The sequence below is a fragment of the Micromonospora sp. S4605 genome (assembly GCF_003176715.1).
GTDB classification, from domain to species: Bacteria; Actinomycetota; Actinomycetes; order Mycobacteriales; family Micromonosporaceae; genus Micromonospora; species Micromonospora echinaurantiaca.
Genome location: NZ_QGSW01000311.1, coordinates 39,508 through 59,605, shown reverse-complemented (window position 1 = coordinate 59,605; position 20,098 = coordinate 39,508). Strand labels below are relative to the sequence as shown.

The 20,098-nt window shown below is 74.1% G+C and carries 24 protein-coding genes and 2 tRNA genes; 10 read left to right on the top strand and 16 right to left on the bottom strand.

Annotated elements, in window-relative coordinates:
- Window positions 1-154 precede the first annotated feature (154 nt).
- Window positions 155-1,444 (top strand): L,D-transpeptidase, encoded by a 1,290-nt coding sequence (locus tag DLJ47_RS27985; protein ID WP_109904355.1) that lies wholly within the window; start codon window positions 155-157, stop codon window positions 1,442-1,444.
- Window positions 1,445-1,507: 63 nt separating this feature from the next.
- Here the strand turns inward: DLJ47_RS27985 and DLJ47_RS27980 are convergent.
- A tRNA-His gene (locus tag DLJ47_RS27980) sits at window positions 1,508-1,583 on the bottom strand.
- A 104-nt stretch (window positions 1,584-1,687) separates the two neighbouring features.
- Complete coding sequence (gene orn, locus DLJ47_RS27975) at window positions 1,688-2,278, bottom strand: oligoribonuclease (protein WP_109904353.1); 591 nt, start codon at window positions 2,276-2,278, stop codon at window positions 1,688-1,690.
- 72 nt (window positions 2,279-2,350) lie between these two features.
- Between orn and DLJ47_RS27970 the strand changes: the two genes are divergently transcribed.
- Entirely contained in the window at window positions 2,351-3,649 is a 1,299-nt protein-coding gene (locus DLJ47_RS27970) for a glycosyltransferase family 87 protein (RefSeq protein ID WP_109904351.1), read from the top strand.
- A gap of 151 nt (window positions 3,650-3,800) precedes the next feature.
- Here the strand turns inward: DLJ47_RS27970 and DLJ47_RS37965 are convergent, their stop codons facing one another.
- The 4 genes from DLJ47_RS37965 to DLJ47_RS27950 all read right to left on the bottom strand — a co-directional run bounded on the left by DLJ47_RS37965 (window position 3,801) and on the right by DLJ47_RS27950 (window position 8,097).
- Entirely contained in the window at window positions 3,801-4,868 is a 1,068-nt protein-coding gene (locus DLJ47_RS37965) for a hypothetical protein (protein WP_109904349.1), read from the bottom strand.
- A gap of 141 nt (window positions 4,869-5,009) precedes the next feature.
- Complete coding sequence (locus tag DLJ47_RS27960; protein WP_109904347.1) at window positions 5,010-5,738, bottom strand: YcnI family copper-binding membrane protein; 729 nt, start codon at window positions 5,736-5,738, stop codon at window positions 5,010-5,012.
- Window positions 5,739-5,752: 14 nt separating this feature from the next.
- Window positions 5,753-7,417: a copper resistance CopC/CopD family protein gene (locus DLJ47_RS27955; RefSeq protein ID WP_109904345.1), complete on the bottom strand. Its 1,665-nt coding sequence runs from the start codon at window positions 7,415-7,417 to the stop codon at window positions 5,753-5,755.
- A 35-nt stretch (window positions 7,418-7,452) separates the two neighbouring features.
- Window positions 7,453-8,097, bottom strand: coding sequence for a zf-HC2 domain-containing protein (locus DLJ47_RS27950; protein WP_109904343.1), 645 nt, complete (start codon window positions 8,095-8,097; stop codon window positions 7,453-7,455).
- 107 nt (window positions 8,098-8,204) lie between these two features.
- Here DLJ47_RS27950 and DLJ47_RS27945 point away from each other — a divergent pair, with 107 nt between their 5' ends.
- Genes DLJ47_RS27945 through DLJ47_RS27930 form a run of 4 tightly spaced genes read left to right on the top strand, consistent with a single transcriptional unit; the run spans window position 8,205 to window position 11,143 of the window.
- Window positions 8,205-8,795 carry a sigma factor gene (locus DLJ47_RS27945; RefSeq protein WP_109904341.1) on the top strand — a complete coding sequence of 197 codons (591 nt, stop codon included), beginning with the start codon at window positions 8,205-8,207 and terminating at the stop codon, window positions 8,793-8,795.
- Between the two features lie 32 nt (window positions 8,796-8,827).
- A complete protein-coding gene (locus DLJ47_RS27940; protein ID WP_109904339.1) occupies window positions 8,828-9,352 on the top strand; it encodes a MauE/DoxX family redox-associated membrane protein in 525 nt (174 codons plus the stop codon).
- Entirely contained in the window at window positions 9,345-10,061 is a 717-nt protein-coding gene (locus tag DLJ47_RS27935) for a DsbA family protein (RefSeq protein ID WP_109904337.1), read from the top strand. Before DLJ47_RS27940 ends, DLJ47_RS27935 begins: the two co-directional genes overlap by 8 nt.
- Window positions 10,058-11,143: a hypothetical protein gene (locus DLJ47_RS27930; RefSeq protein WP_233258057.1), complete on the top strand. Its 1,086-nt coding sequence runs from the start codon at window positions 10,058-10,060 to the stop codon at window positions 11,141-11,143. The genes DLJ47_RS27935 and DLJ47_RS27930 overlap by 4 nt, the downstream gene beginning before the upstream one ends.
- A gap of 46 nt (window positions 11,144-11,189) precedes the next feature.
- Here the strand turns inward: DLJ47_RS27930 and DLJ47_RS27925 are convergent, their stop codons facing one another.
- The 4 genes from DLJ47_RS27925 to DLJ47_RS27910 are packed head-to-tail and all read right to left on the bottom strand — an operon-like array spanning window position 11,190 to window position 13,856.
- Window positions 11,190-11,954, bottom strand: coding sequence for an energy-coupling factor ABC transporter ATP-binding protein (locus DLJ47_RS27925; protein WP_109904335.1), 765 nt, complete (start codon window positions 11,952-11,954; stop codon window positions 11,190-11,192).
- Window positions 11,951-12,721 (bottom strand): cobalt ECF transporter T component CbiQ, encoded by a 771-nt coding sequence (gene cbiQ, locus DLJ47_RS27920; protein WP_109904333.1) that lies wholly within the window; start codon window positions 12,719-12,721, stop codon window positions 11,951-11,953. The genes DLJ47_RS27925 and cbiQ overlap by 4 nt, the downstream gene beginning before the upstream one ends.
- Window positions 12,722-12,735: 14 nt before the next feature.
- Window positions 12,736-13,143, bottom strand: a complete 408-nt coding sequence (locus DLJ47_RS27915) for a PDGLE domain-containing protein (protein WP_109904331.1) — start codon at window positions 13,141-13,143, stop codon at window positions 12,736-12,738.
- Complete coding sequence (locus DLJ47_RS27910; protein WP_109904329.1) at window positions 13,140-13,856, bottom strand: energy-coupling factor ABC transporter permease; 717 nt, start codon at window positions 13,854-13,856, stop codon at window positions 13,140-13,142. Before DLJ47_RS27910 ends, DLJ47_RS27915 begins: the two co-directional genes overlap by 4 nt.
- 283 nt (window positions 13,857-14,139) lie before the next feature.
- On the opposite strand from DLJ47_RS27910, the gene bcp reads away from it, so the two are divergent.
- A complete protein-coding gene (bcp, locus tag DLJ47_RS27905; protein ID WP_109904327.1) occupies window positions 14,140-14,616 on the top strand; it encodes a thioredoxin-dependent thiol peroxidase in 477 nt (158 codons plus the stop codon).
- Between the two features lie 18 nt (window positions 14,617-14,634).
- Here bcp and DLJ47_RS36435 read toward each other — a convergent pair whose 3' ends face one another.
- Together DLJ47_RS36435 and DLJ47_RS36430 are read right to left on the bottom strand one after the other, a co-directional pair.
- A complete protein-coding gene (locus DLJ47_RS36435) occupies window positions 14,635-14,793 on the bottom strand; it encodes a hypothetical protein (protein ID WP_199236030.1) in 159 nt (52 codons plus the stop codon).
- 82 nt (window positions 14,794-14,875) lie between these two features.
- Window positions 14,876-15,472, bottom strand: coding sequence for a hypothetical protein (locus tag DLJ47_RS36430; protein ID WP_199236029.1), 597 nt, complete (start codon window positions 15,470-15,472; stop codon window positions 14,876-14,878).
- Between the two features lie 76 nt (window positions 15,473-15,548).
- Here DLJ47_RS36430 and DLJ47_RS27895 point away from each other — a divergent pair.
- Together DLJ47_RS27895 and DLJ47_RS27890 are read left to right on the top strand one after the other, a co-directional pair.
- A tRNA-Leu gene (locus DLJ47_RS27895) sits at window positions 15,549-15,635 on the top strand.
- 129 nt (window positions 15,636-15,764) lie between these two features.
- Window positions 15,765-16,301 (top strand): GNAT family N-acetyltransferase, encoded by a 537-nt coding sequence (locus tag DLJ47_RS27890; RefSeq protein WP_199236028.1) that lies wholly within the window; start codon window positions 15,765-15,767, stop codon window positions 16,299-16,301.
- A 72-nt stretch (window positions 16,302-16,373) separates the two neighbouring features.
- Here the strand turns inward: DLJ47_RS27890 and DLJ47_RS27885 are convergent, their stop codons facing one another.
- The gene (locus tag DLJ47_RS27885) at window positions 16,374-16,970 is read right to left on the bottom strand and encodes a DinB family protein (RefSeq protein ID WP_109904323.1); all 597 of its coding nucleotides are present in this window, start codon (window positions 16,968-16,970) and stop codon (window positions 16,374-16,376) included.
- A gap of 61 nt (window positions 16,971-17,031) precedes the next feature.
- On the opposite strand from DLJ47_RS27885, the gene DLJ47_RS27880 reads away from it, so the two are divergent.
- Window positions 17,032-18,006 carry a helix-turn-helix transcriptional regulator gene (locus DLJ47_RS27880; protein WP_109904357.1) on the top strand — a complete coding sequence of 325 codons (975 nt, stop codon included), beginning with the start codon at window positions 17,032-17,034 and terminating at the stop codon, window positions 18,004-18,006.
- Here DLJ47_RS27880 and DLJ47_RS27875 read toward each other — a convergent pair.
- The 3 genes from DLJ47_RS27875 to DLJ47_RS27865 form a co-directional block, all read right to left on the bottom strand.
- The gene (locus tag DLJ47_RS27875; protein WP_109904321.1) at window positions 17,996-18,313 is read right to left on the bottom strand and encodes a hypothetical protein; all 318 of its coding nucleotides are present in this window, start codon (window positions 18,311-18,313) and stop codon (window positions 17,996-17,998) included. The two genes, DLJ47_RS27880 and DLJ47_RS27875, sit on opposite strands and share 11 nt — an antisense overlap.
- Before the next feature lie 93 nt (window positions 18,314-18,406).
- Window positions 18,407-19,225 (bottom strand): MOSC domain-containing protein, encoded by an 819-nt coding sequence (locus tag DLJ47_RS27870; protein ID WP_109904319.1) that lies wholly within the window; start codon window positions 19,223-19,225, stop codon window positions 18,407-18,409.
- Window positions 19,226-19,229: 4 nt separating this feature from the next.
- Complete coding sequence (locus tag DLJ47_RS27865) at window positions 19,230-20,063, bottom strand: class I SAM-dependent methyltransferase (protein WP_109904317.1); 834 nt, start codon at window positions 20,061-20,063, stop codon at window positions 19,230-19,232.
- Window positions 20,064-20,098 lie beyond the last annotated feature (35 nt).

The following is a 20,098-nucleotide window of genomic DNA, read 5'->3' as shown; positions in this document are numbered from 1 at the left end:
GGGGGGAGGTGGGGTGGGTGGAGTTGGTGCCCGGAATATCCAATTACCGACATGATGGTCGGGGTGTTTCACGGCACCCCTGGCAACGGGTATCCCTCCCCGTGCGTCAGTTGAGAGACGATGGGCAACCGGGGACCACGACTGTGAGGGAATCATGCGAGCTGTCCAGGACCAGCTGAAGCGCCACGGTGGGCGGCGCCGCGGGCTCGCGGCGGCCGTACTCGCCGCGGCACTCGCGCTGACCACGGCCTGCACCGACGGCGGCGGCGGCAAGCCGTCGGGGTGGCAGGCCGGCAGCCCGAGCGCCGCGCCGAAGGCCGCGGCCACCATCACCGAGCCGCAGGCCGACGCCAAGGACGTGCCCGCCTCCACCGGCATCACCTTCACCACGAAGGACGCCCAGGAGACCAGCGTCGAACTCAAGGACTCGGCCGGCGAGGCCGTCGAGGGCGAGCTCGCCGCGGACGGCAAGAGCTGGCTCCCGGCCGGCGCGCTGGAGTACGGCGAGACCTACACCGCCACCGTCACGGCGACCGGTGACGACGGCCGGCCCGCCACCGCGACCAGCACCTTCACCACCATGAAGAAGCCGGCCAAGCAGGTCCGGGTGAGCAGCTTCCTCGGCGACGGCCAGGTGGTCGGCGTGGGCATGCCGCTGATCGTCAAGTTCAGCCGCGCCGTGCCGGAGGACCACCGCGACGACGTCCAGCGCCGGATGACGGTGACCTCGACGCCGGCCCAGGAGGGCATCTGGCACTGGGTCAGCCCCACCGAGGTCCGCTACCGGCCGAAGGAGTTCTGGAAGGCCAACAGCACCGTCTCCTACCGGGTCCAGGCCGGCGGCCTGCCGATGGGCGACGGCTGGTACGGCCGCGCCGACCTCACCGTCGACATCAAGATCGGCCCGTCGCTGATCATGACGGTGGAGAACAAGACCAAGCGGATGACCGTCCGCAAGGACGGCGCGGTGGTCAAGACCATCCCGGTCAGCCTGGGCAAGAAGAGCACGCCGTCGTCCAGCGGCACCATGGTGGTGATCGAGAAGCTGCGCAAGACGGTCTTCGACACCTTCGAGGAGCTCGGCCCCGAGGAGGGCTACCGGACGAAGATCGACTACGCCCAGCGGCTCACCTGGGGTGGCGAGTTCATCCACGCCGCGCCCTGGTCGGAGGGGCAGCAGGGCCGGGTGAACGTCTCGCACGGCTGCGTGAACGTCTCGATGGCCAACGGGGCGTGGCTGTTCGCCAACACCCGGATCGGTGACCCGATCGTGGTCAAGGGCACCGAGCGGAAGCTGCAGAACGGCAACGGCTGGACGGACTGGAACATGAGCTGGGAGCAGTACGTCAAGGGCAGCGCCCTGCCGTACGAGCCGCCGGCCGCGCCGGGCGCCGACGCCACGGCCGACCCGGACGTCACGCCGAGCACGAGCCCGACCGCCTGAGGGCGGCGCCCCGGCCGCCCCGGAAACGACGGAAGCCCCCTCCGCGGAGGGAGCTTCCGTTCGTGGGGTGACTGATGGGAATTGAACCCACGACAACCGGGACCACAACCCGGTGCTCTGCCAACTGAGCTACAGCCACCATGCCGTCCACCCGGTCGATCGCCCCGGGCGGGTGCGGACCAATCATAGCCGCACTCCGGCCCGCCGCGTCCAGCGGGTTACCCGCCACCGGCGGGCGCCGGTTCAGAGCTGGGCGGCGATCGCCTTGGCGCTCTCCACGTCCGGACCGGGCAGCGGGACGAAGATCGTGCGCCGGTAGTACTCCAGCTCCCGGATGCTCTCCCGGATGTCGGCCAGCGCCCGGTGCGCGAGGCCCTTCTGCGGCTGGCCGAAGTACACCCGCGGGTACCAGCGGCGGCAGAGCTCCTTGATCGAGGAGACGTCGATCATCCGGTAGTGCAGGTGGGCGTCGAGGCGCGGCATGTCCCGGGTGATGAAGCCCCGGTCGGTGGCGATGGAGTTGCCGCAGAGCGGGGCGGTGCGCGGATCCTTCACGTAGCGGGTGACGTAGTCGAGGACCATGTCCTCGGCCTCCGCCAGGGTCACCGTCGACCGCCGGACCTCCTCGGTCAGCCCCGACTTGCCGTGCATCGTCGCCACGATCTCCGGCATCGCCTCCAGCGCCGCCTCGTCGGCGTGGATCACCACGTCGACGCCGTCGCCGAGCACGTTGAGGTCGGGGTCGGTGACGAGCGCGGCCACCTCGATCAGCTTGTCCCTGCCGAGGTCCAACCCGGTCATCTCACAGTCGATCCAGACGAGGAGATCAGCCACCGGGACAGCCTACGCGCAGCCCACGATGCGCGGCTGCGCGCTCCCGGCCGACCGGACCGTTAGGGTTTGCCCGTGCCAGCAAAACCCGCCGCACCGCCCGCCGTCACCGCCGAGGACGCCGGCGGCGGCCGTCGGGTGCGTCGGATCCTCGCCGTGCTGGCGCTCGCCGCCGTGCTGCCGGCGCTCTACCTGCCGGGCCTGGTGCACGACTTCTTCGACCTCAAGATCTACATGCGGGCGATGGACTGGTGGGCCGCCGGCAACCCGCTCTACGACTACGTCCAGCCGGACCGGGTGCAGGGCGAGTTGTACTTCACCTACCCGCCGTTCAGCGCGCTGCTGCTGCTGCCGTTCGGGGCGCTGCCGCTGGGCGCCACCGTGGCGATCTTCACGGCGCTGACCGTGCTCGCCGTGGTGGTCACCACCCGGTGGCTGGTCCTGCCGGTGATCGACCGGCACCACCTGCCCCGGCTGTTCACCCTCGTGGTGGCGGTGCTGCTGGTGCTCGCCGTGGAGAGCACCCGCGAGACGATCACCTTTGGTCAGATCAACATGCTGCTGGTCGTGCTGATCCTGGCCGACCTGCTGTTCGCCGTACCGCAGCGGCGGAAGTGGGCGGGGGTGGGGGTCGGCCTGGCGACGGCGCTCAAGCTCTTCCCCGGCATCTTCATCGTCTACCTGCTGGCCACCCGGCGGTGGCGGGCGGCGATCGTGGCGAGTGTCACCGCCGCCGCGGCGACCCTGCTCGCCGCGGCCCTGGCGCCACGGGACTCGTGGCGGTTCTGGACCCACGAGCTGTGGGCCACCGACCGCGTCGGCCGCACCGACTACACCGGCAACCAGTCGCTGTTCGGGCTGCTCAGCCGGATCACCGCGCCGGAGCAGCCGTCCCGGCTGGGCTGGCTGCTGCTGGTCGCGGTCGTCGCCGGGTACGGGCTGTGGCGGGCGGTGCGGGCGGCCCGCGCCGGGGACGCGCTCGCCGGGCTGGCCCTGACCGGCCTGGTCGGGGCGCTGGTCAGCCCGATCACCTGGACGCACCACATCTACTGGTTCATCCCCGCGGTGGTGGTCCTGGCGGACGCCGCGTGGCGCGCCGATCCGTCCACCGTGGCCGGCGGGCGACGCCGCCGCCGGCTGGCCGGGCTGGCGGTGGGCACCACCGCCCTCATCGTGTACGGGGTGGTCACCTTCTACGACTGGGGGGTCGCCCCCGCGCGTACCGACTCGCCCGTGGAGTTCCTGGTCCGCAACACGTACGTGCTGCTCAGCCTGCTGCTGCTGGTCACGCTGCCGGTGCGGGCCGAGGCGCCCGGGCGGAAGCCGGCGCCGGGCCGGGAGAAGTCGCATCAAATGGACGGACTTCCCGAGTAGTACCGTTCACCGCTAATCTGGTCACAACTACCTCAGACGGCTCTTGGGTAGCACCGATCCCCCGGTGAGGGCGGCCCTCCGCGTCGGCAGCGCGGAGGGCCGCTCGCCGTTGCCATCCGAGCCCCACCGGACGCCGGCGGGGCGCCGGTGCTCAGTCCGCGGTGTTGGGCCGGTCCGCCGGGGCGGCGGGGCGGGTCCGGTCGGCCACCTCGACCGGCCGGACCGTCTCCACCGGCCCGTTCGGCGGCCAGGCCAGCGTCAGGGTCACCCCGCGCGGGCGCGGGGCCTCCGCCGTGCCGGGCCCGGCCAGGTCGGCCAGGGTGGACGGCCGGCGGGCGGGCACCGGCCCGATCGCCGGCCGGGTGGCCCCGGCAGCGCCGACCGCCGCCAGTTGCCGCCCGCCGACCAGGGACCGGTCGGTGTCCCGGGTCGGCTGCGCACCCAGGCCGCTCAACGAACTCACCCCGAGACGCCCGGCCAACACCGGCACCTGGTCCGGCTCGACCACGAAGACCACCTCCCGGGGCCGGACCGGCCGCAGCAGGAGCAGCAGCGCCAGCGTCACCAGCAGCACCCCGCCGGCCAGCAGGCCCGCCGTGGCCGGAGCGGTCCAGCCGGACCGCAGTTCGGCCCGCAGCCGCAGCGTCAGGTCGGGCCGCCCGTCAGGATGCATCACCACCAGGCTCAACCGCCGGTCGGCCAACTCCTGCGGGCTCCACTCCAGGGCGCCGATCCCCTCGCGTACCCAGAAGGGCCGGCCGACCGGCGCCGGCGCGGCACCGACGGTGGGCGCGACACCGGCCGCGGGCGGGATGCCGGCGGGTGCCGAGTCGGTGGCCGGTCCGGCGCGGTCCAGCCGGACCGGCAGCGGACCCCGGGACAGCGCCACCCGGCGGACCGTGGCGTGCGGCACCGGGTCGAGCCAGCGCCGCACCTCGTCGGTGGGAGCCAGGCCGATGAAGGCCGGCCCGTCGGCGGTACGCGCCTGCAGCCGGAGCGTCGACCCGACCCGCGCGAACGGCGCCTCCGCGCGGAGCAGCGCGTCCACGTCCCGGATCACCACCGCGTGTCCGGCGGTCTGCACCGTCTCGAACCGGGCGGTGAACGCACCGCCGGGGTCGGCGTGCCGAGCCAGCATCCAGAGCGCGCCACCGGCCAACAGCGCCGGAATCCCGAGGATCAACAGCACCGTTCCGAGCAGCGCCCGCACGACCCGCATCCGCTCCGTCCCCCTCCGTAGCCGAGTACCCGGCCGACCTTACCGACGTCGGCCTCTTGATCAGCGGATATCCACGGTCGAGGATCCGGAAAAGACGTCGGCCCGCCGGATAACCGGCGGGCCGAGGCGTCGATTCGTGACTCAGGCCTTCGGCTCCCGGCGGCTACGCGCGAACGCCAGCCCACCGAGCAGCAGGCCCGCCACGCCGGCGACCAGTCCGGCGATGGCGAGGCCGGTCGCCAGGCCCACGCCCTCGGCCTCGACCTCGTCGGCATCGTCGTCGTCCGCCGGGGCTGCGGCGGTGGGGCTGGCCGACGCGCCGGCCGCGGCGAGGGTGAGCACCGGCGCCGGGCTCTCCGGCTCCTCGGCGCCGGGCGTCGGCTCCTCGATCCAGCGCTGCACGTTGCCGTCGGAGTAGGTCTGCAGCGTCTTGAAGACCATCCGGTCCACCTGCGGCAGCGGGCCCAGCGAGACCGGGAACTCCTGGAACTCGCCGGGCTTGACCCCCGCGTTCCCGGCGGCCGTCCAGGTCAGCTTCGACACCACCTCGCTGAGCTGGCTGCCGTGCACCTCCACCGGCGGGTCGACCTTGCGCTTCTCCACCGTCACCGTCCAGCCGGGCACCGGCATGGTCGACACCGAGCCGACCGGGGCGTTCTCCGGCAGCACCACCTCCACCTTGGTGGTCGACGCGGTGTCGCTCTCGTTCGGCACCCGGAACGCGATCCGGGCGTACCCGCCCTGCGTCGCGTCCTTCGGGTTGACCGTGACGTGGGCCGACGCGGGCGCCGCGAAGCCGAACACCGCGGTGGCGACGGCGCCGAGCGCCAGCGCGGCGGCGGCAGTGAGGGAACGCCGGTGACGGGTCATGAACGAGGACCTCTCTAACGGATCGGCACGGTGGCGGTCACCGTGGCCTGGTCGATGTCGGACGTACGGGCGGTGACGCGCAGCTGCCACTCCCCCGCCGCCGGCAGGTTCATCTCGCCGGTGGCGTGGTTGTCGGTCAACGGCAGCAGCGGAACCTCGATCGGTTCGATCCCGGCCGACGGCAGCGCGGCGGTGGCCTTCCACTCGACCACCGGCTGCGGCCGGTTGTCCGGCGTGTACGCGTAGAAGTGCACGGTGTTGTTGCCCCGCTCGGCCGGGTCGATCTCGATCTGCAGCGAGTAGAGGGAGCTGGACACGGTGGTGGAGAAGTAGCCGGCCTCGGAGCCGGCCACGTCGGTGGCGGCGGTGCGGGCCGGGGTGGTCTGCACCAGGGTCGCGGTCACGCCGAGCACCACGGCGGTGACGGCCAGCTCCACCCAGACCGCCCGGCGCACCTGTCCCGGCCGCTGGACCCCGGTACGCCGGCGCACCAGCTGGCGGGAGTACGCGGCCACGCCGATCACCAGCGAGAACAGCGCGATCTTGGCCAGCACCAGCCGGCCGTACGTGGTGTCCACCAGGGCGCTCGGGGTGGCCACCTCGATCAACGCCTGGACGGTGCCGGCGAGCAGCAGCGCGGAGACCGCGAGCGCCGCCCAGCGCGACCAGATCGGCAGGATCGCGCCCAGTTCCCGCTCGTCGGCCCGGGGCAGCAGGAAGCCGGCGAGCATCACCAGCCCGCCCAGCCAGACCGCCATGCTGCCCAGGTGCACCGCGTCGACGACCACCGAGACCGCCGGCGCCGGCGAGGCCGCCGGGTGCCCGGCCACCGGCCAGGTCAGCAGCGCGGCCCCGCCGAGCACGCCCAGGATGACCAGGTCGGCCCGGCCGACCGGCCCGGCCAGCAGCGGGCGGAGCAGGAACGCCGCCGCGGCCAGCAGCCCCAGCCGGACCAGGTGCGCGGCGCCGAAGGCGCTGCCCAGCACCGCGCTCAGCCCCTCCCCGGTCACGTCGAAGAGCCCACCGCCGGCGGTGTACGGCACCTGGAGCAGCAGGGTGGCCACGGTGGAGAGCGTCACCAGGCCGAGGCCGGCCCAGGCCAGCCGGGTCGGCCCGCGCCGGGGCAGCCGCCGCGGCCAGAGCGCGGCGAGCACCAGCGCCGGGCCGACGAGCAGCAGCAGCCCGACGTAGCCGAGGTACTTGGCGACCTTGACCGCGAGGCCGACCACCGGGTCGGCGCGGCTGTCGTCGCCCGTGTCGACCGGGGGCGCCGACGGCGCGCCGACCGAGTAGGTGAACGCCCCGGAGACCGGGTGGCTGTCGGCGGAGATCACCCGGAAGCTGACCAGGTAGGTGCCCCGCCCGCCGGCCGGGTCCACCGGGATGGTCACCACCGAGCCCTCGAACGTCGGCTCACCCCGGTCGGCGCGCTCGCCGTCCGGGGCGATCACCCGGATCTTGCCGGGCACCTTGCGTACCGACTCGCTGAACGTCAGCACCACCTCGGCCGGCGCGCTCGGCACCACCGAGGAGGAGACCGGGCTGCTGCTCACCAGCACCGCGTGGGCGCTGGCGGGGCCGGCCGGGGCGATCAGCAGGGCGACGACGGTGACCAGCAGGCCGGCGGTGGCGGTCAACCGGGCGGACCAGCGGCGGATGGCGGCAGTCATGCCGATCATGCTCGCCGACGATGGCGCGCCGCGGCGACCCGGCGTCACCCGCGCCCCGCCGCGACCGCCGCCGACAACGGCCGGTCCGGCTCGCCGCTGACCCGGCCGAGCGCCCAGAGCAGGCCCGCCTGGACCACGGCGGCCAGGTGGCCGACCTCGTGCACCAGGGCCGTGGTGGAGTTGGCGATGTCCACCGCGCTGGTGCCGGCCAGGCAGACCGCCAGCACCAGGGCCACCGGCAGGAACGCGCGGGCCCGCTCGGGCCGCCAGGCGGCCAGCGCGAAGCCGACCGCGAGCGCCACGTCGAACGACGCCATCTCCCGGCTGGTGTGCGAATCCACCGACACCCCGAGCCCGGCGAGCAGGATCGGCAGCGCGATGGCCAGCTGGGCGACCGCGGCCACCGCGACCGCCACCCGCAGCAACTGCCGGCGGGCCCGCGCCGCTGCCGCCGCCGTCCGCCCGGCGGCCAGTGGGTCGGCGGCGACCGCCGCCAGCACCGAGGCGGTCAGATCCGGTACGGCCACCGCCTGCACCCGGACCAGCCGGGTCACCCGCTCGGCCCGGGCGAGCCAGTCCCGGCAGCCCGGGCAGCCCGCGGTGTGCCTGTCCAGCGCCGCCGGCGCCGTCCCCGGATCCTCGCCGTCCAGCCGCGCCGACAGCGCCGCGCGTACGTCGTCGCATGTCATGAGCGGGTAGTCGGCCCGGGACCGGGAAAAGTTCCCGGCGTGGCGCAGGCCATGGAAGGGCCGAACGACCCTCCCGCCCGGCACGGCGCCGCGTAACCTGGTCTGTCGTGATCCCCGCCCCGCGCGACGCCACCGCCGCCGGTCCGGCCGACCCGGCCGGTGCCGCCGGGCGGGAGTCGGCGACCGGCTGGGCGCTCTCCGCCCGCGACGGTGAGCCGGTGGCCCAGGCCGCGTTCGTCCGGCTCACCCAGGCCGAGGTGTGGCGGTTCGCCGCCGCCCTGGTCGACCCGGACAGCGCGGACGACCTCACCCAGGAGACGTACCTGCGGGCGTTCCGGGCGCTGCCGTCGTTCGAGGGTCGCTCCAGCGCCCGCACCTGGCTGCTCGGCATCGCCCGCCGCACCTGCGCCGACCACCTGCGTGCCGTGGTGCGTCGGCGGCGGCTCGACGAACGGCTGGCCAGCCACGCCTGGACCGACCGGCCGCACCCGGACCCGGCCGGCCACCTCGGCGCCGCCGACCTGGTCCGTCGGCTGCCCGCCGAGCGGCGCGCCGCGTTCGTGCTCACCCAGTTGCTCGGCCTGTCGTACGCCGAGGCCGCCGTGGTGGAGGGGGTGCCGGTGGGCACCATCCGCTCCCGGGTCGCCCGGGCCCGCGCCGACCTGGTCGAGGCGGTCGGCGACGCCCTCGCCGGGTGATCCGGGAACTTCCACCGGAGCCGGAACGACCAATGACCGTGACCGCACCGAGCATCCGGGCCGCCCGCTGGCCCGCCCTCCGGCCCTGGCTCGGCATCGCCGCACGGCTGGGCCTGGCCGCCGTCTGGCTGCTCGCCGGCGGTTCCAAGATCGACGATCTGGCCGCCTCCGGCCGCGCCGTGCACGCCTACCAGGTCCTGCCGTACGACGTGGCGACAGTGGTCGGTGCCGCGCTGCCGTTCGTGGAGCTGGCGCTGGGCGTACTGCTGCTGCTCGGGTTGGCCACCCGGCTCGCCGCCGGGGTCTCCGTGGCGCTGCTGGTGGTCTTCATCGCCGGCATCGCCTCGGCCTGGAGCCGGGGCCTGGCGATCGACTGCGGCTGCTTCGGCAGCGGCGGGCAACTCGCCCCGGGCCAGGCACCGAGCTACCTCCCGGAGATCCTCCGGGACCTGGGATTCCTGGCACTCGCCGGATTCCTGCTGATCTGGCCCCGCACGCCCGTCTCGGTCGACGGCTGGCTGACGGGCGACGCACCCGTGGAGGACGAGGATGAGTAGTCGCAAGGCGCAGAAGGGTTCGGCCCGGGTGGTCCGCGAACAGCTCGCCCGGGAGCGGCGGCGCAAGCGGACGCTCTGGGTGTCGATCGGCGCCGTGCTGGTGCTGGTCGTCGCCGGCCTGATCGGCTGGAGCGTCTACTCCAGCCAGCAGGCCGACGAGTTCACCGCGCCGCCCGGCGCCAACGAGTCCGGCACCGGGGTCGTGCTCGGCAGCGGACCGATCACCATCGACCTCTACGAGGACTACCTCTGCCCGGCCTGCAAGCAGTTCCAGCAGGTCAGCGGCGACACGATCGACCAGTTGGTCAGCGCGGGCAAGGCCAAGGTGGTCTTCCACCCGGTGGCCTACCTGAACCGCTTCTCCACCACCGACTACTCCACCCGGTCGTCGGCCGCCTCCGGCTGCGCTGCGGCGGGCGGCAAGTTCAAGGAGTTCACCGACGTGCTCTTCGAGCGGCAGCCGCCGGAGGGCGGCGCCGGCCTCAGCGACGACGAGTTGATCGACATCGGGGCGGGCGTCGGGCTGGACCGGGACGACTTCGGCTCCTGCGTGCGGGACGGCACGTACGAGCCGTGGACCGAGCACGTCACCGAGGAGGCCAGCAAGGCCAACGTCACCGGCACCCCGACCATCCTGGTCGACGGCAAGCCGGTCGCCGACCGCAGCCCGGAGGGGATCAGGGCGGCCGTGGAGGCGGCCGGGAAGTGATCCGTGTCCTGCTGACCCGCGCCGGGCTGGTGCTCGCCGGGGCGCTCACCGCCACGCTCGGCACCGCCGCGCCGGCCGCCGCGCACGGCGCGGACGCCCCGGACGGGACCGACTACCGCACCGCGATCACGTCGGTCACCCCGGCCCGGCCGGGGCTGAGCGTACGGGTGGTGGAGGCGGGCGCCCGGCTGCAGCTGACCAACACCGGCGACGCCGCGGTGGAGGTGCTCGGCTACTCCGGCGAGCCCTACCTGCGGGTCGGCCCGGACGGGGTGTACGAGAACCTGCGCTCCCCGGCGACGTACCTGAACCGGACCATCGCCGGCGACACGAAGCTGCCGGCCGAGGCCGACCCGGCCGCCGCGCCGGACTGGCGGCGGGTCGACGACTCGGCGACGGTGCGCTGGCACGACCAGCGGGCGCTGTGGCGCGAGTCGGCGCCGCCGCCGCTGGTGCGGGCCGCCCCCGACCGGGAGCACCGGGTGCGGGACTGGGTGGTGCCGCTGCGCGCCGGCGGCGAGCCGGCGGAGATCCGCGGCACGCTCGACTGGGTGCCGCCGCCGGACGGGTACCCCTGGTGGGCGGGGGCCGTCGTCGGGCTGCTCGCGGTGGGCGCGCTCGGACTGCTCCCGGCCCGGTCCGCTGCCGGCGGGCGGGCGCTGGCCGGGCTCGGCGCGCTGCTGGCCGCCGGCGGGCTGGCCGCCGTGGTGTTCACCGTGGGCCGCGAGGTCGACGCCGGGGCCCGGGGCGTCGGCGGGCTGCTCACCGGCCTGCTCGCCGGGCAGGTGTGGGCGTTGCTCACCGGGCTCGGCGCGATCGCCGCCGGGGTCTACGCGCTGGCCCGCCGGCCGGCCGCCGAGTTCGCGCTGGCGCTGGCCGGAGCCTGCCTGGCGCTCTTCGCCGGGGTGGCCAACGCGGCGGTCTTCGCCCGCGCCGTCGCCCCCGTGCCGTGGTCGGGCACCACGGCCCGGCTCCTGGTCGCCCTGGTCCTCGTCGCCGGCGCCGGCGCCACCGCGGCCGGCGCCCTCCGCCTGCACGCCGCCTCCCGCCAGCGCACCCCGACCGCCGCCACTCCCCGCTGACCGTCCCGGCCTGTCTCCTTCGCTGGCCCGGCCGGCCGGCGACGGGTCAGCGCGGGGCGGGGGTGAAGCCGTACGGCAGCTCCAGCCGGTGCCGGGCGAGCAGCTCCGGGTCGGCCAGCAGGTCGGCGGTGGGGGCGTCGGCCACGATCCGGCCGGCGTCCAGGATCACCGACCGCTCGCACAGCTCCAGCGCGTACGGCAGGTCGTGGGTGACCATCAGCAGGGTCACCGGCAGGCCGCGGAGGATCTCGGCCAGTTCCCGCCGGGCGGCCGGGTCGAGGTTCGACGAGGGCTCGTCGAGCACCAGGATCTCCGGGTGCATGGCGAGCACGGTGGCCACCGCGACCCGGCGACGCTGGCCGAAGGACAGGTGGTGCGGGGCCCGGTCCCGGTGTTCGCTCATCCCGACCGCGGCGAGGGCCTCGTCCACCCGGGCGGCCAGCTCCGCGCCACGCAGCCCGAGGTTGGCCGGGCCGAACGCCACGTCCTCCGCCACGGTCGGCAGGAAGAGCTGGTCGTCCGGGTCCTGGAAGACGATCCCCACCCGGCGGCGCACCTCGGCGAGGGTGGCCCGGTCCTGGCTCACCGCCAGCCCGCCGACGCGCACGCTGCCCTCGGCGGGCGTCAGGATGCCGTTGAGGTGCAGCACCAGCGTGGTCTTGCCGGCGCCGTTCGGCCCGAGCAGCGCCACCCGCTCGCCGCGCGGCACGGTCAGGTCGACCCCGTGCAGCGCCACGTGCCCGTCCGGGTACACGTACCGCACGCCACGGACGTCCAGGCTGGGAGGTGTCGGCTGCACGACACCGATCATGTCAGCACGACGGCGGTGGCGGCGACGGCGGCCGCCAGGACCGGCACGGTGGCCGCGACCAGCCACTGCCCGGCCGTCGCCGCGCCCGCGCCCTGCCACACCGCCGGCATCCGCCCCGAGTAGCCGCGCGACAGCATCGCCAGGTAGACCCGCTCGCCCCGCTCGAACGCGCGCAGGAAGAGCGCCCCGACGCCGGCAGCGAAGCCGCGCAGCTGCCAGAGGAAGCGCGGGTCGTCGCCCCGGGAGACCCGCGCCACCCGCATCCGGCGGGCCTCGCCGACCAGCACGTCCAGGTAGCGCAGCATGAACGTGGCGATCTGGGTGAGGATCTGCGGGCAGTGCAGCCGGTCCAGGCCGACGATCAGGTCCCGGGTGGTGGTGGTCGCGGCCAGCAGCAGCGAGGCGAGCACACCCAGGGTGCCCTTGGCGAGGATGTTCCACGCCCCGTACAGGCCGTCCTCGGACAGCCGCAGGCCGAGCAGCTCGACCCGGTCGCCAGCCCCGAGGAACGGCAGCGCGACCGCGAACAGCACGAACGGCAGCTCGATCAGCGCCCGGCTGAGCAGCCAGCCGGGGCCCACCCGGGCCAGCGTCGCCACCGCCGCCACCAGCAGGGCGTACGCGCCGAACGCCCAGAACGCGGTGCGCGGGGTGGCCACCACGGCCAGGGTGAAGACCACCATCGCCACGATCTTGACCTCGGGCGGGAGCCGGTGCACCGGTGAGCCGGACTCCCGGTACAGCACGTGCGCGTGTCCAGCGCCCATCGTCGTACCGCCGCTCAGCCGGCGGTGCCGGCGCGCTGCCGCCCGGCAGCGGCCTCGCCGTCGGCGGTGTTCTCACCTTCGTTGGCGGCCGAACCCCGGCGGCGGACCAGCCAGAACGCACCGCCGGCCACGGCGAAGGTGAGCAGCACGCCGACCACCCCGGACAGCCCGGTGGAGAGGAACTCGTTGTCGAGGCCCGAGACGCCGTAGTCGGCCAGCGGGCCGCCGATCTCGTGCTCCCGCTCCGCCTGCGCGGGGCAGTTGCCGCCGGTGATGTTGTCGTCGGCGTCGAACGTGCAACCCTCACGCAGGGACGAGTCCAGCCCGTCCGGGTGCGACGAGGCGAAGTTGCTCACCACCCCGGCCAGCAGCAGGGCCACCAGCAGCCCACCGACGACGAACCCCCAGGAACGCTTCCTCACCGGACACCTCCGACGGCCGGAACGGGCGCCGCCGTGGCCGGCTTCAGGGCGCGCAGCGCGTAGACGAGGTCGGGCCGCACCTTGGCGACGGTGACCACCGTGGTCGCGGTGATCAGACCCTCGCCGATGCCGATCAGCAGGTGCGCGCCGGCCATCGTGCCGGCCAGGCCGCCCAGGTTGCCGCCCAGGTCGGTGGTGCCGCCGAGCCAGTACTGGCCGACGAAGCCCATCGCCGCGATCACCACGCTGACCAGGGCGGAGACGAACGCGGTCACGCCGAGGCCGGCCGGGGTGCGCGGCAGCACCCGCAGCAGCAGCGCGATCAGCAGGTACGCCGCGGCGGTGCCGATCACCGCCATGTTGGTGATGTTGAGCCCGAGCATGGCCACCCCGCCGTCGCCGAAGACGAGCGCCTGCACGACCAGCACCACCGCCACGCAGAGCGCGCCGACCCACGGGCCGACCAGCATCGCGGCGAGCGCCCCACCGAGCAGGTGGCCGCTGACCCCGGCGGTGAAGATCGGGAAGTTGAGCATCTGCACGGCGAAGATGAAGGCGGCGACCAGGCCGGCCATCGGGGCGAGCCGGTCGTCCAGGTCGGCGCGGCCACGCTGGACGCAGAACGTCATCGCGACCAGCGCCACCGCCGCGAACACTGCGGCGACGGGACCGTCGATGATCCCGTTCGAGATGTGCATCGCCAGGGTTTCCACGCGACCTCCCACGCGACGGCGGGGCTCTCCACGCCGGCAGGCTCAGCCTATTTCCCGCACATCGCTGTTGCCAATGTCTTGCAACAAGCCATGGTCCTGATCACGACCGCCCGGGCGCCGACGCTCGTCCTCGGCCCGACTCGCCGGGAAGGCGGCGACACACTCGCTCCGCCCCGGCCCCGCTCGCCAGCCGGCGACCCGGGGTGGCTGCCGCGCGACACCGGGCCGGTCGGCGGCACGGCGCCACCGGCTGGCCGGCCCGGGCGGCGGTAGGGTCTCAGCCATGACCGCGCCCGAGCGACTCTCTGCCGGCGACCCCGCGCCGGAGTTCAGCCTCCCCACCGACACCGGGGACACCCTCTCCCTGGCCGACCTGCGCGGCCGCAAGGTCGTGCTGTACGCCTACCCGGCGGCGATGACGCCCGGCTGCACCAAGCAGGCCTGCGACTTCCGCGACTCGCTCGCCTCGCTCCAGGCGGCCGGCTACGAGGTGGTCGGCATCTCGCCCGACAAGCCGGAGAAGCTGGCGAAGTTCCGCGAGCGCGACGCGATCACCTTCCCGCTGGTCTCCGACACCGACAAGAGCGTGCTCAGCGCGTACGGCGCCTACGGCGAGAAGCAGATGTACGGCCGCACCGTCACCGGGGTGATCCGCTCGACCTTCGTCATCGACGCCGACGGAAAGATCGAGCGCGCGCTCTACAACGTCAAGGCCACCGGGCACGTCGCCAAGCTGCGCCGGGACCTCGGGCTGGACTGAGGCTGTCGTACCGGGCCACTACGGTGCGTACGTGGTCCGGTACAAGTACACCCCCGAGGCGCTCGCCGCCGCGGCGGCCGTCGCGCGCAGCGTGACCGAGGTGATGCGGCTGCTCGGAGTGCGGGTCAGCGGCGGCTCGCACGCGCACATCAGCCGCCAGCTGAAACGCTTCGGCATCGACACCTCCCACTTCACGGGCGCGCTCAACGGCGCCGGGCGGCGCGAGCGGCGGACGACCTCCGCGCAGCTGCTGGTGCGGCTACCGGAGGGATCCCGGCGCATACCTGGCAGCCGGCTGAGGTGGGCCCTCGGCACCATCGGCGTGCCCGAGGAGTGCGAAGAGTGCGGCATCGGGCCGAGATGGCGGGGCCGGCCACTCGTCCTGCATGTCGACCACGTCAACGGCGACTTCCTCGACAACCGCCCGCCCAACCTGCGCATCCTCTGCCCGAACTGCCACTGCCAGACCGGGACCTACGCCGGGCGGAACCGACGGTTGCAGGCTGGGAGTCGAGAGGCCAAGGCCGCACCTCGATCGGCCGGGCAGCGGCGAATCCGTTCCGATTCCCAGGCGCACCTTCGAGAGCAGCAGCTTGTCGAGCTCTTCGATCGGGTGGACGCGAAAGAGCTGACCATCACGGAAGCGGCCCGCGACCTCGGTTGTTCCCGCGCCCACCTGTATCAGGTGCGTGAACGCTTGCGAGAGGCCGGCCTGGTCGCGCCACGACCCGCTGTCCACCCACCACCCGTGAGGCGGGAACTGGTGCTCAGCCAAGCGCTCGCGCATCCGGAACTCGGGCCGAAGCCACTGGCGCGTCTGCTTCGCGAGCTGCCAGGCGGATGCCATGTCAGTCACGGAACAATCTCGAACATCCTGCGGGAGGAAGGCCTCAACACCGTCGCGGCCAGACGCTCTAGACTCTCGGACGCAGGCGGGAGTGGCGGAATCGGCAGACGCGCAGGTCTTAGGAACCTGTGTCCGTGAGGGCGTAGGGGTTCAAGTCCCCTCTCCCGCACCAACGATGTGGTCGCGAGCCGGCAGGGCTGTCTCAATCGGGACATCTCTGCCGGTCACGTCGTGAGCCGGTGCTGTCGGAAGCGTCACGATCGCGGGCTGCCGAAGCACCGGCCGGGCCAGGATGGCGGGCGTGAGTCTGCGTTTCGTCCTCGACCCCGAGCTGACCCCCGAGCTGCGCGAGCGGATCGTCGCGCTCTGGGTCGACGTCAGCAACGCCGGCGGCGCCGTCGGTTTCGTAGCGCCGGTGACGGCGGCCGAGGTCCGCGCCACCGCGGACCCGACGTTCGCCGGCATCGTGGACGGCCCGGACCGGCTGCTGGTCGGCTACGTGGGCGAGCGGCTGGCCGCCGTGCTGATCTTCAGCGACAACCGGTTCGACCTGAAGGCGCACTGGTGCGTGCTGAAGCGGGTGATGGTGCACCCGGACACCCAGGGCCACGGGTACGGCGCCGCGCTGATGCGCGAGGCCGAGCGGATCGGCCGCGAGCTGGGATGGGAGGCGCTGCACGTGACGCTGCGCGACGGTCTCGGCCTGGACCGGTTCTACCGCGGCCTCGGCTACCGGGAGATCGGGCGGCTGCCCGGCGCGCTGCGCGTCGCGCCCGGCGACGACCGCGACGAGATCCTCATGTGGCTGGACCTCGTCGACCGCCGCGGCGCCGTCTGACCAGCCCGGCACCGAGCGGCTGGTCCGCCGCCGGCCCGGCCGGGGTCGGCACGGTCGACGGTCGGCTGAGCGTCACGCGCCGGCTCGACCCTCGTCCTGTCGGGTCTGCCGGCGAGTGTGCAGGTGGAGGTCGCGGAGCAGGCACACCTCGGCCAGGTGGTGGATCAGCTCGCGGTTGATGTGCAACACCAGGGCCGCCAGCGGTTGCTCGGCGTACGGCCCCTCCGCCTCCCCGCACGGGCGGGCGAGGCCGGCCTCGCCGAGGGACTCGACCCCGGCCTGCCACGTGGCGTACTCCGCGTCGAGCTGGGCCAGCGCCTCGGTGGCGGTCGCGGCGTACTCGAACGACTGGTAGTCGGTGGGGGCGCGACCGAAGTGCGCGGCGTTGCGCACCGCGAGCACGCCGACGATCACGTGCCCGAGTCGCCAGGCGATCGTCGTGAACGGCGGCGGCTCGGGCTGCGGCATCGCGAAGTCGATGGTCATCGGGCCCGATCCGGCCCGCATCGGAGCGTCGCCGGTGCCGCGGGGGCGCACGCTCCAGCAGCCGGGCACCGGCTCCCAGAGGTACTCGTCGTCGGTGAGCCCGTCGAGGCGGTCGCGCAGCTGCCTGGTCCAGTGCCAGGCGAGTTGGTCTCGGAGCAGCGGGTTCCAGGTCTGGTCGGTCATGGACCGAGCGTCCCGCGGATAGCGGACAGGAACGTTCCGTGAGCTGTGCAACGATGTGCGCGTGACCGTCGAGGGGACGACCGAGCGGGTGCTGCGGTTGCTGGCCCTGCTGCAGCGACGGCCGTCCTGGACAGCTGGCGAGCTCGCCGCCGAGCTGGGCGTCACCGACCGTTCGGTGCGCCGCGACGTGCAGCGGCTGCGCACTCTCGGCTACCCCGTGCACGCGACGGCGGGCGTCGGCGGTGGCTACCAGCTCGGCGCGGGTACCCGGCTGCCGCCGCTGCTCCTCGACGACGAGGAGGCCATCGCCACGGCGGTTTCCCTGCGGTTGGCGTCCGGTGGCACGGTCGCCGGGGCGGGCGAGGCGGCATTGCGGGCGCTGGCGAAGCTCGACCAGGTGATGCCGGCCCGGTTGCGCGCCGAGGTGCGGGCGGTGCACGGCGCCACCGAGACCCTTGTCGGCCCCGGGGTCGAGATCGACGGGGAGCTGCTGGTGACGCTCGCCCGGGCCTGCCGGGACGCCGTGCGGGTGCGGTTCCGGTACGCCGGCCGCGACGGCGGGGAGGGCGAGCGCACGGTCGAGCCGGTGCGGATGGTGACCACCGGCCGCCGCTGGTACCTGATGGCCCGGGACGTCGACCGCGACGACTGGCGCACCTTCCGGCTGGACCGGATGCGCGAGGTGATGGCGACGACGTGGCGCTTCCGGGCGCGGGAGCATCCGGATCCGGTCGCCTACGTGCAGCGGTCGGTCACCGAGGCGCCGTACCGGTATCTCGCCCGGGTGCGGCTGCACGCCGGGCCCGACCGGGTGCGGGAGCTGGTGCCGCCGCAGGTGGGGCGCGTCGAGGACGATCGCGACGGGTGGTGCGTGCTCGTCGTCGGCGGGGAGAACCTGGACTGGCTCGCCGCGCAGGTGGCCCGGCTGGGCTACGAGGCGGAGGTGTTGGAGCCGCCGGAGCTGCGGGAGGCCGCTGCCCTGCTCGCGCGCCGCCTCGCGGCGATGGCCGGGGGTGGCGCGACAGCTAGCCCGTGACCCGCCGGTCGCGCAGCAGCCGGGCGCAGCTCTCGGTCAGCTGCCGGACCGGCTCGGCGGCCTCCGGGCGGGTACGCAGCGCGTCCTCCAGCCGCACCCGCCACAGTCCGGCCTCGACCAGCAGCCGGTCGCCGTCGGTGTTCCAGCGCAGCCGGTCCCGGGTGTCCCGCAGGGACTGTTCGTAGCCGGGTCCGAGCAGGTCGCCGAGTCCGGCGCCGAGCCGGTCGAGGACGGCGTCGTCGGTCACCGCCCAGACGAGCACCCGGGCCGCGTCCCACGCCACCCGAGGTTGGTGGATCACCGCCATGTCGACTCCTTCGTCGGTGTGACCGTTTCGGCCATCATCGATCCGCGCGGGCGCCGCCGGCAAGCCCCTGAACGGCGATGCCGCGACGGCCGGTCAGCCGTCGACGCGTACCGGGTCGCCGACGGCCACGGTGCCGGTCGTCGCGGGCACGAGGTGGAGTCCGAACAGCAGCTTCTGCTCGACCTTGCGGTGCCGGGCGAGGGTGCGCAGCGGTTCCTTCCCGCGTATCCCGGTCTCCTGGTCGGTGGTGGTGACCACGCAGCGGTCGCAGTGCCCGGCGGCGCGGAAGTGGACCCCGCCGATCCGCAGCGGCCGCCCGGCCCAGCCGTCCTCGGCCCAGGCCGGGGCGCCGTCGACCACCAGGTTCGGCCGGAACCGGCTCATCGGCACGGCCTCCTCGCCGGCCTCGGCGAGCCAGTCGTTGAGCGCGGCGAGCGAGGCGGTGCTGGCCAGCAGCAGCGGGTAGGCGTCGGCGAAGCTGACCTGGTCGCCGGTGTCGTACTCGCGGTCGCCGGCGGGGATGTGCCGGGTCGGTTCGGCCAGCCAGACCAGCCGGACCGGCTGGCCGAGCAGCCCGCTGAGCCAGCCGTCGGCCGCCGGCCCGGCGGGCAGCGCCGGGACCGGCAGCTTCCGGTTGCGGAAGGTCCGCACCGCGACCGGTGCGCCGCCGGCCGGCTCGGGCACGTCCAGATCGGGCCGGTCCGGCGCGCGCAGCAGCAGGCCGCCGTCGCGGACGGTGGCGCGCAGGGCGACCAGGCGGGTGCTCTCCCGCTGGGTGACGCCGACGCCGGCGGCGTCGACCACCATCCAGCGTCGGTCGCCGGCCAGGCCCCACGGTTGCACCCGCGCGTCGTCGTGGTCGCGCCGGTGACAACCCTTGACCGGGTACGTGTGGATCCCGCTCAGCCGCATCCGGTCACCATGCCACGCCGATGCCGTCGCCCGGGTACCAGTGGTTGGCCGGGGTCTCCCGGTAGGCGAGGAACCGGCGGCCGGTGCGTTCGGCGTGCTCGGCGAGGACGTTGGTGGCGGTGACGTTGTCGGTGAGCAGCAGCGCGTTCGGCGCCAGTTTGCTCTCCACGGCCTCGAACTCGCGCCGCTCGTGGGCGCGGCTGTGGTCGCTGTCGTGCAGGAAGAGGTCCACCGGCCGGTCCAGCGCGGCGATGGAGGCGATCGAGTCGCCGATCACCAGGTCGACCACCTCGGACCAGGGGGCGGTGCGGGCCAGGTAGCCGGCCTCGGGGTTGATGTCCAGCGAGGTGACCCGGCCGGGGTGTCCGTCGGCGGCGTTGCGCAGCAGCGCGGCGGCGAGCACGCAACTGCCGAGTCCCTTGTCGACACCGGTCTCCACCACGTGCTCCGGCCGGGTGGCCCGGACGATGGCGTACCAGCCGATCCGGCGGGCGTAGCGGACCTGCTTGTCGGCGAGGCCGCGACGGGCGGCGCCGGCGGTGGCCTGCTGGATGTGCTGGCGCAGGGTGTCGTCGGACTCGATCTCGTCGAGGTACGCGCGGACCTGCTTGACCGGGATGTCGCAGACCACGCTGACGAACCAGGCGAGGTGGTGCCGGCTCAGCTTGGTCAGGTCGTAGGTGTAGTTGTGATGTTCGCGCGACGTGAGCAGCCAGCGCGCCGAGGTGCGCAGCACCTTGGCGTCGTGGCGGGCGACCCGGGCCAGCCGCTTGGGGAAGGCGGCCACCGGGGCGAGCGGGGTGCGGGCGATGGCCCGTCGGAGCTTCGTTGCGTCCACCGGAGCGTTGTACCAGCCCGAGGGAAACGGTGGGT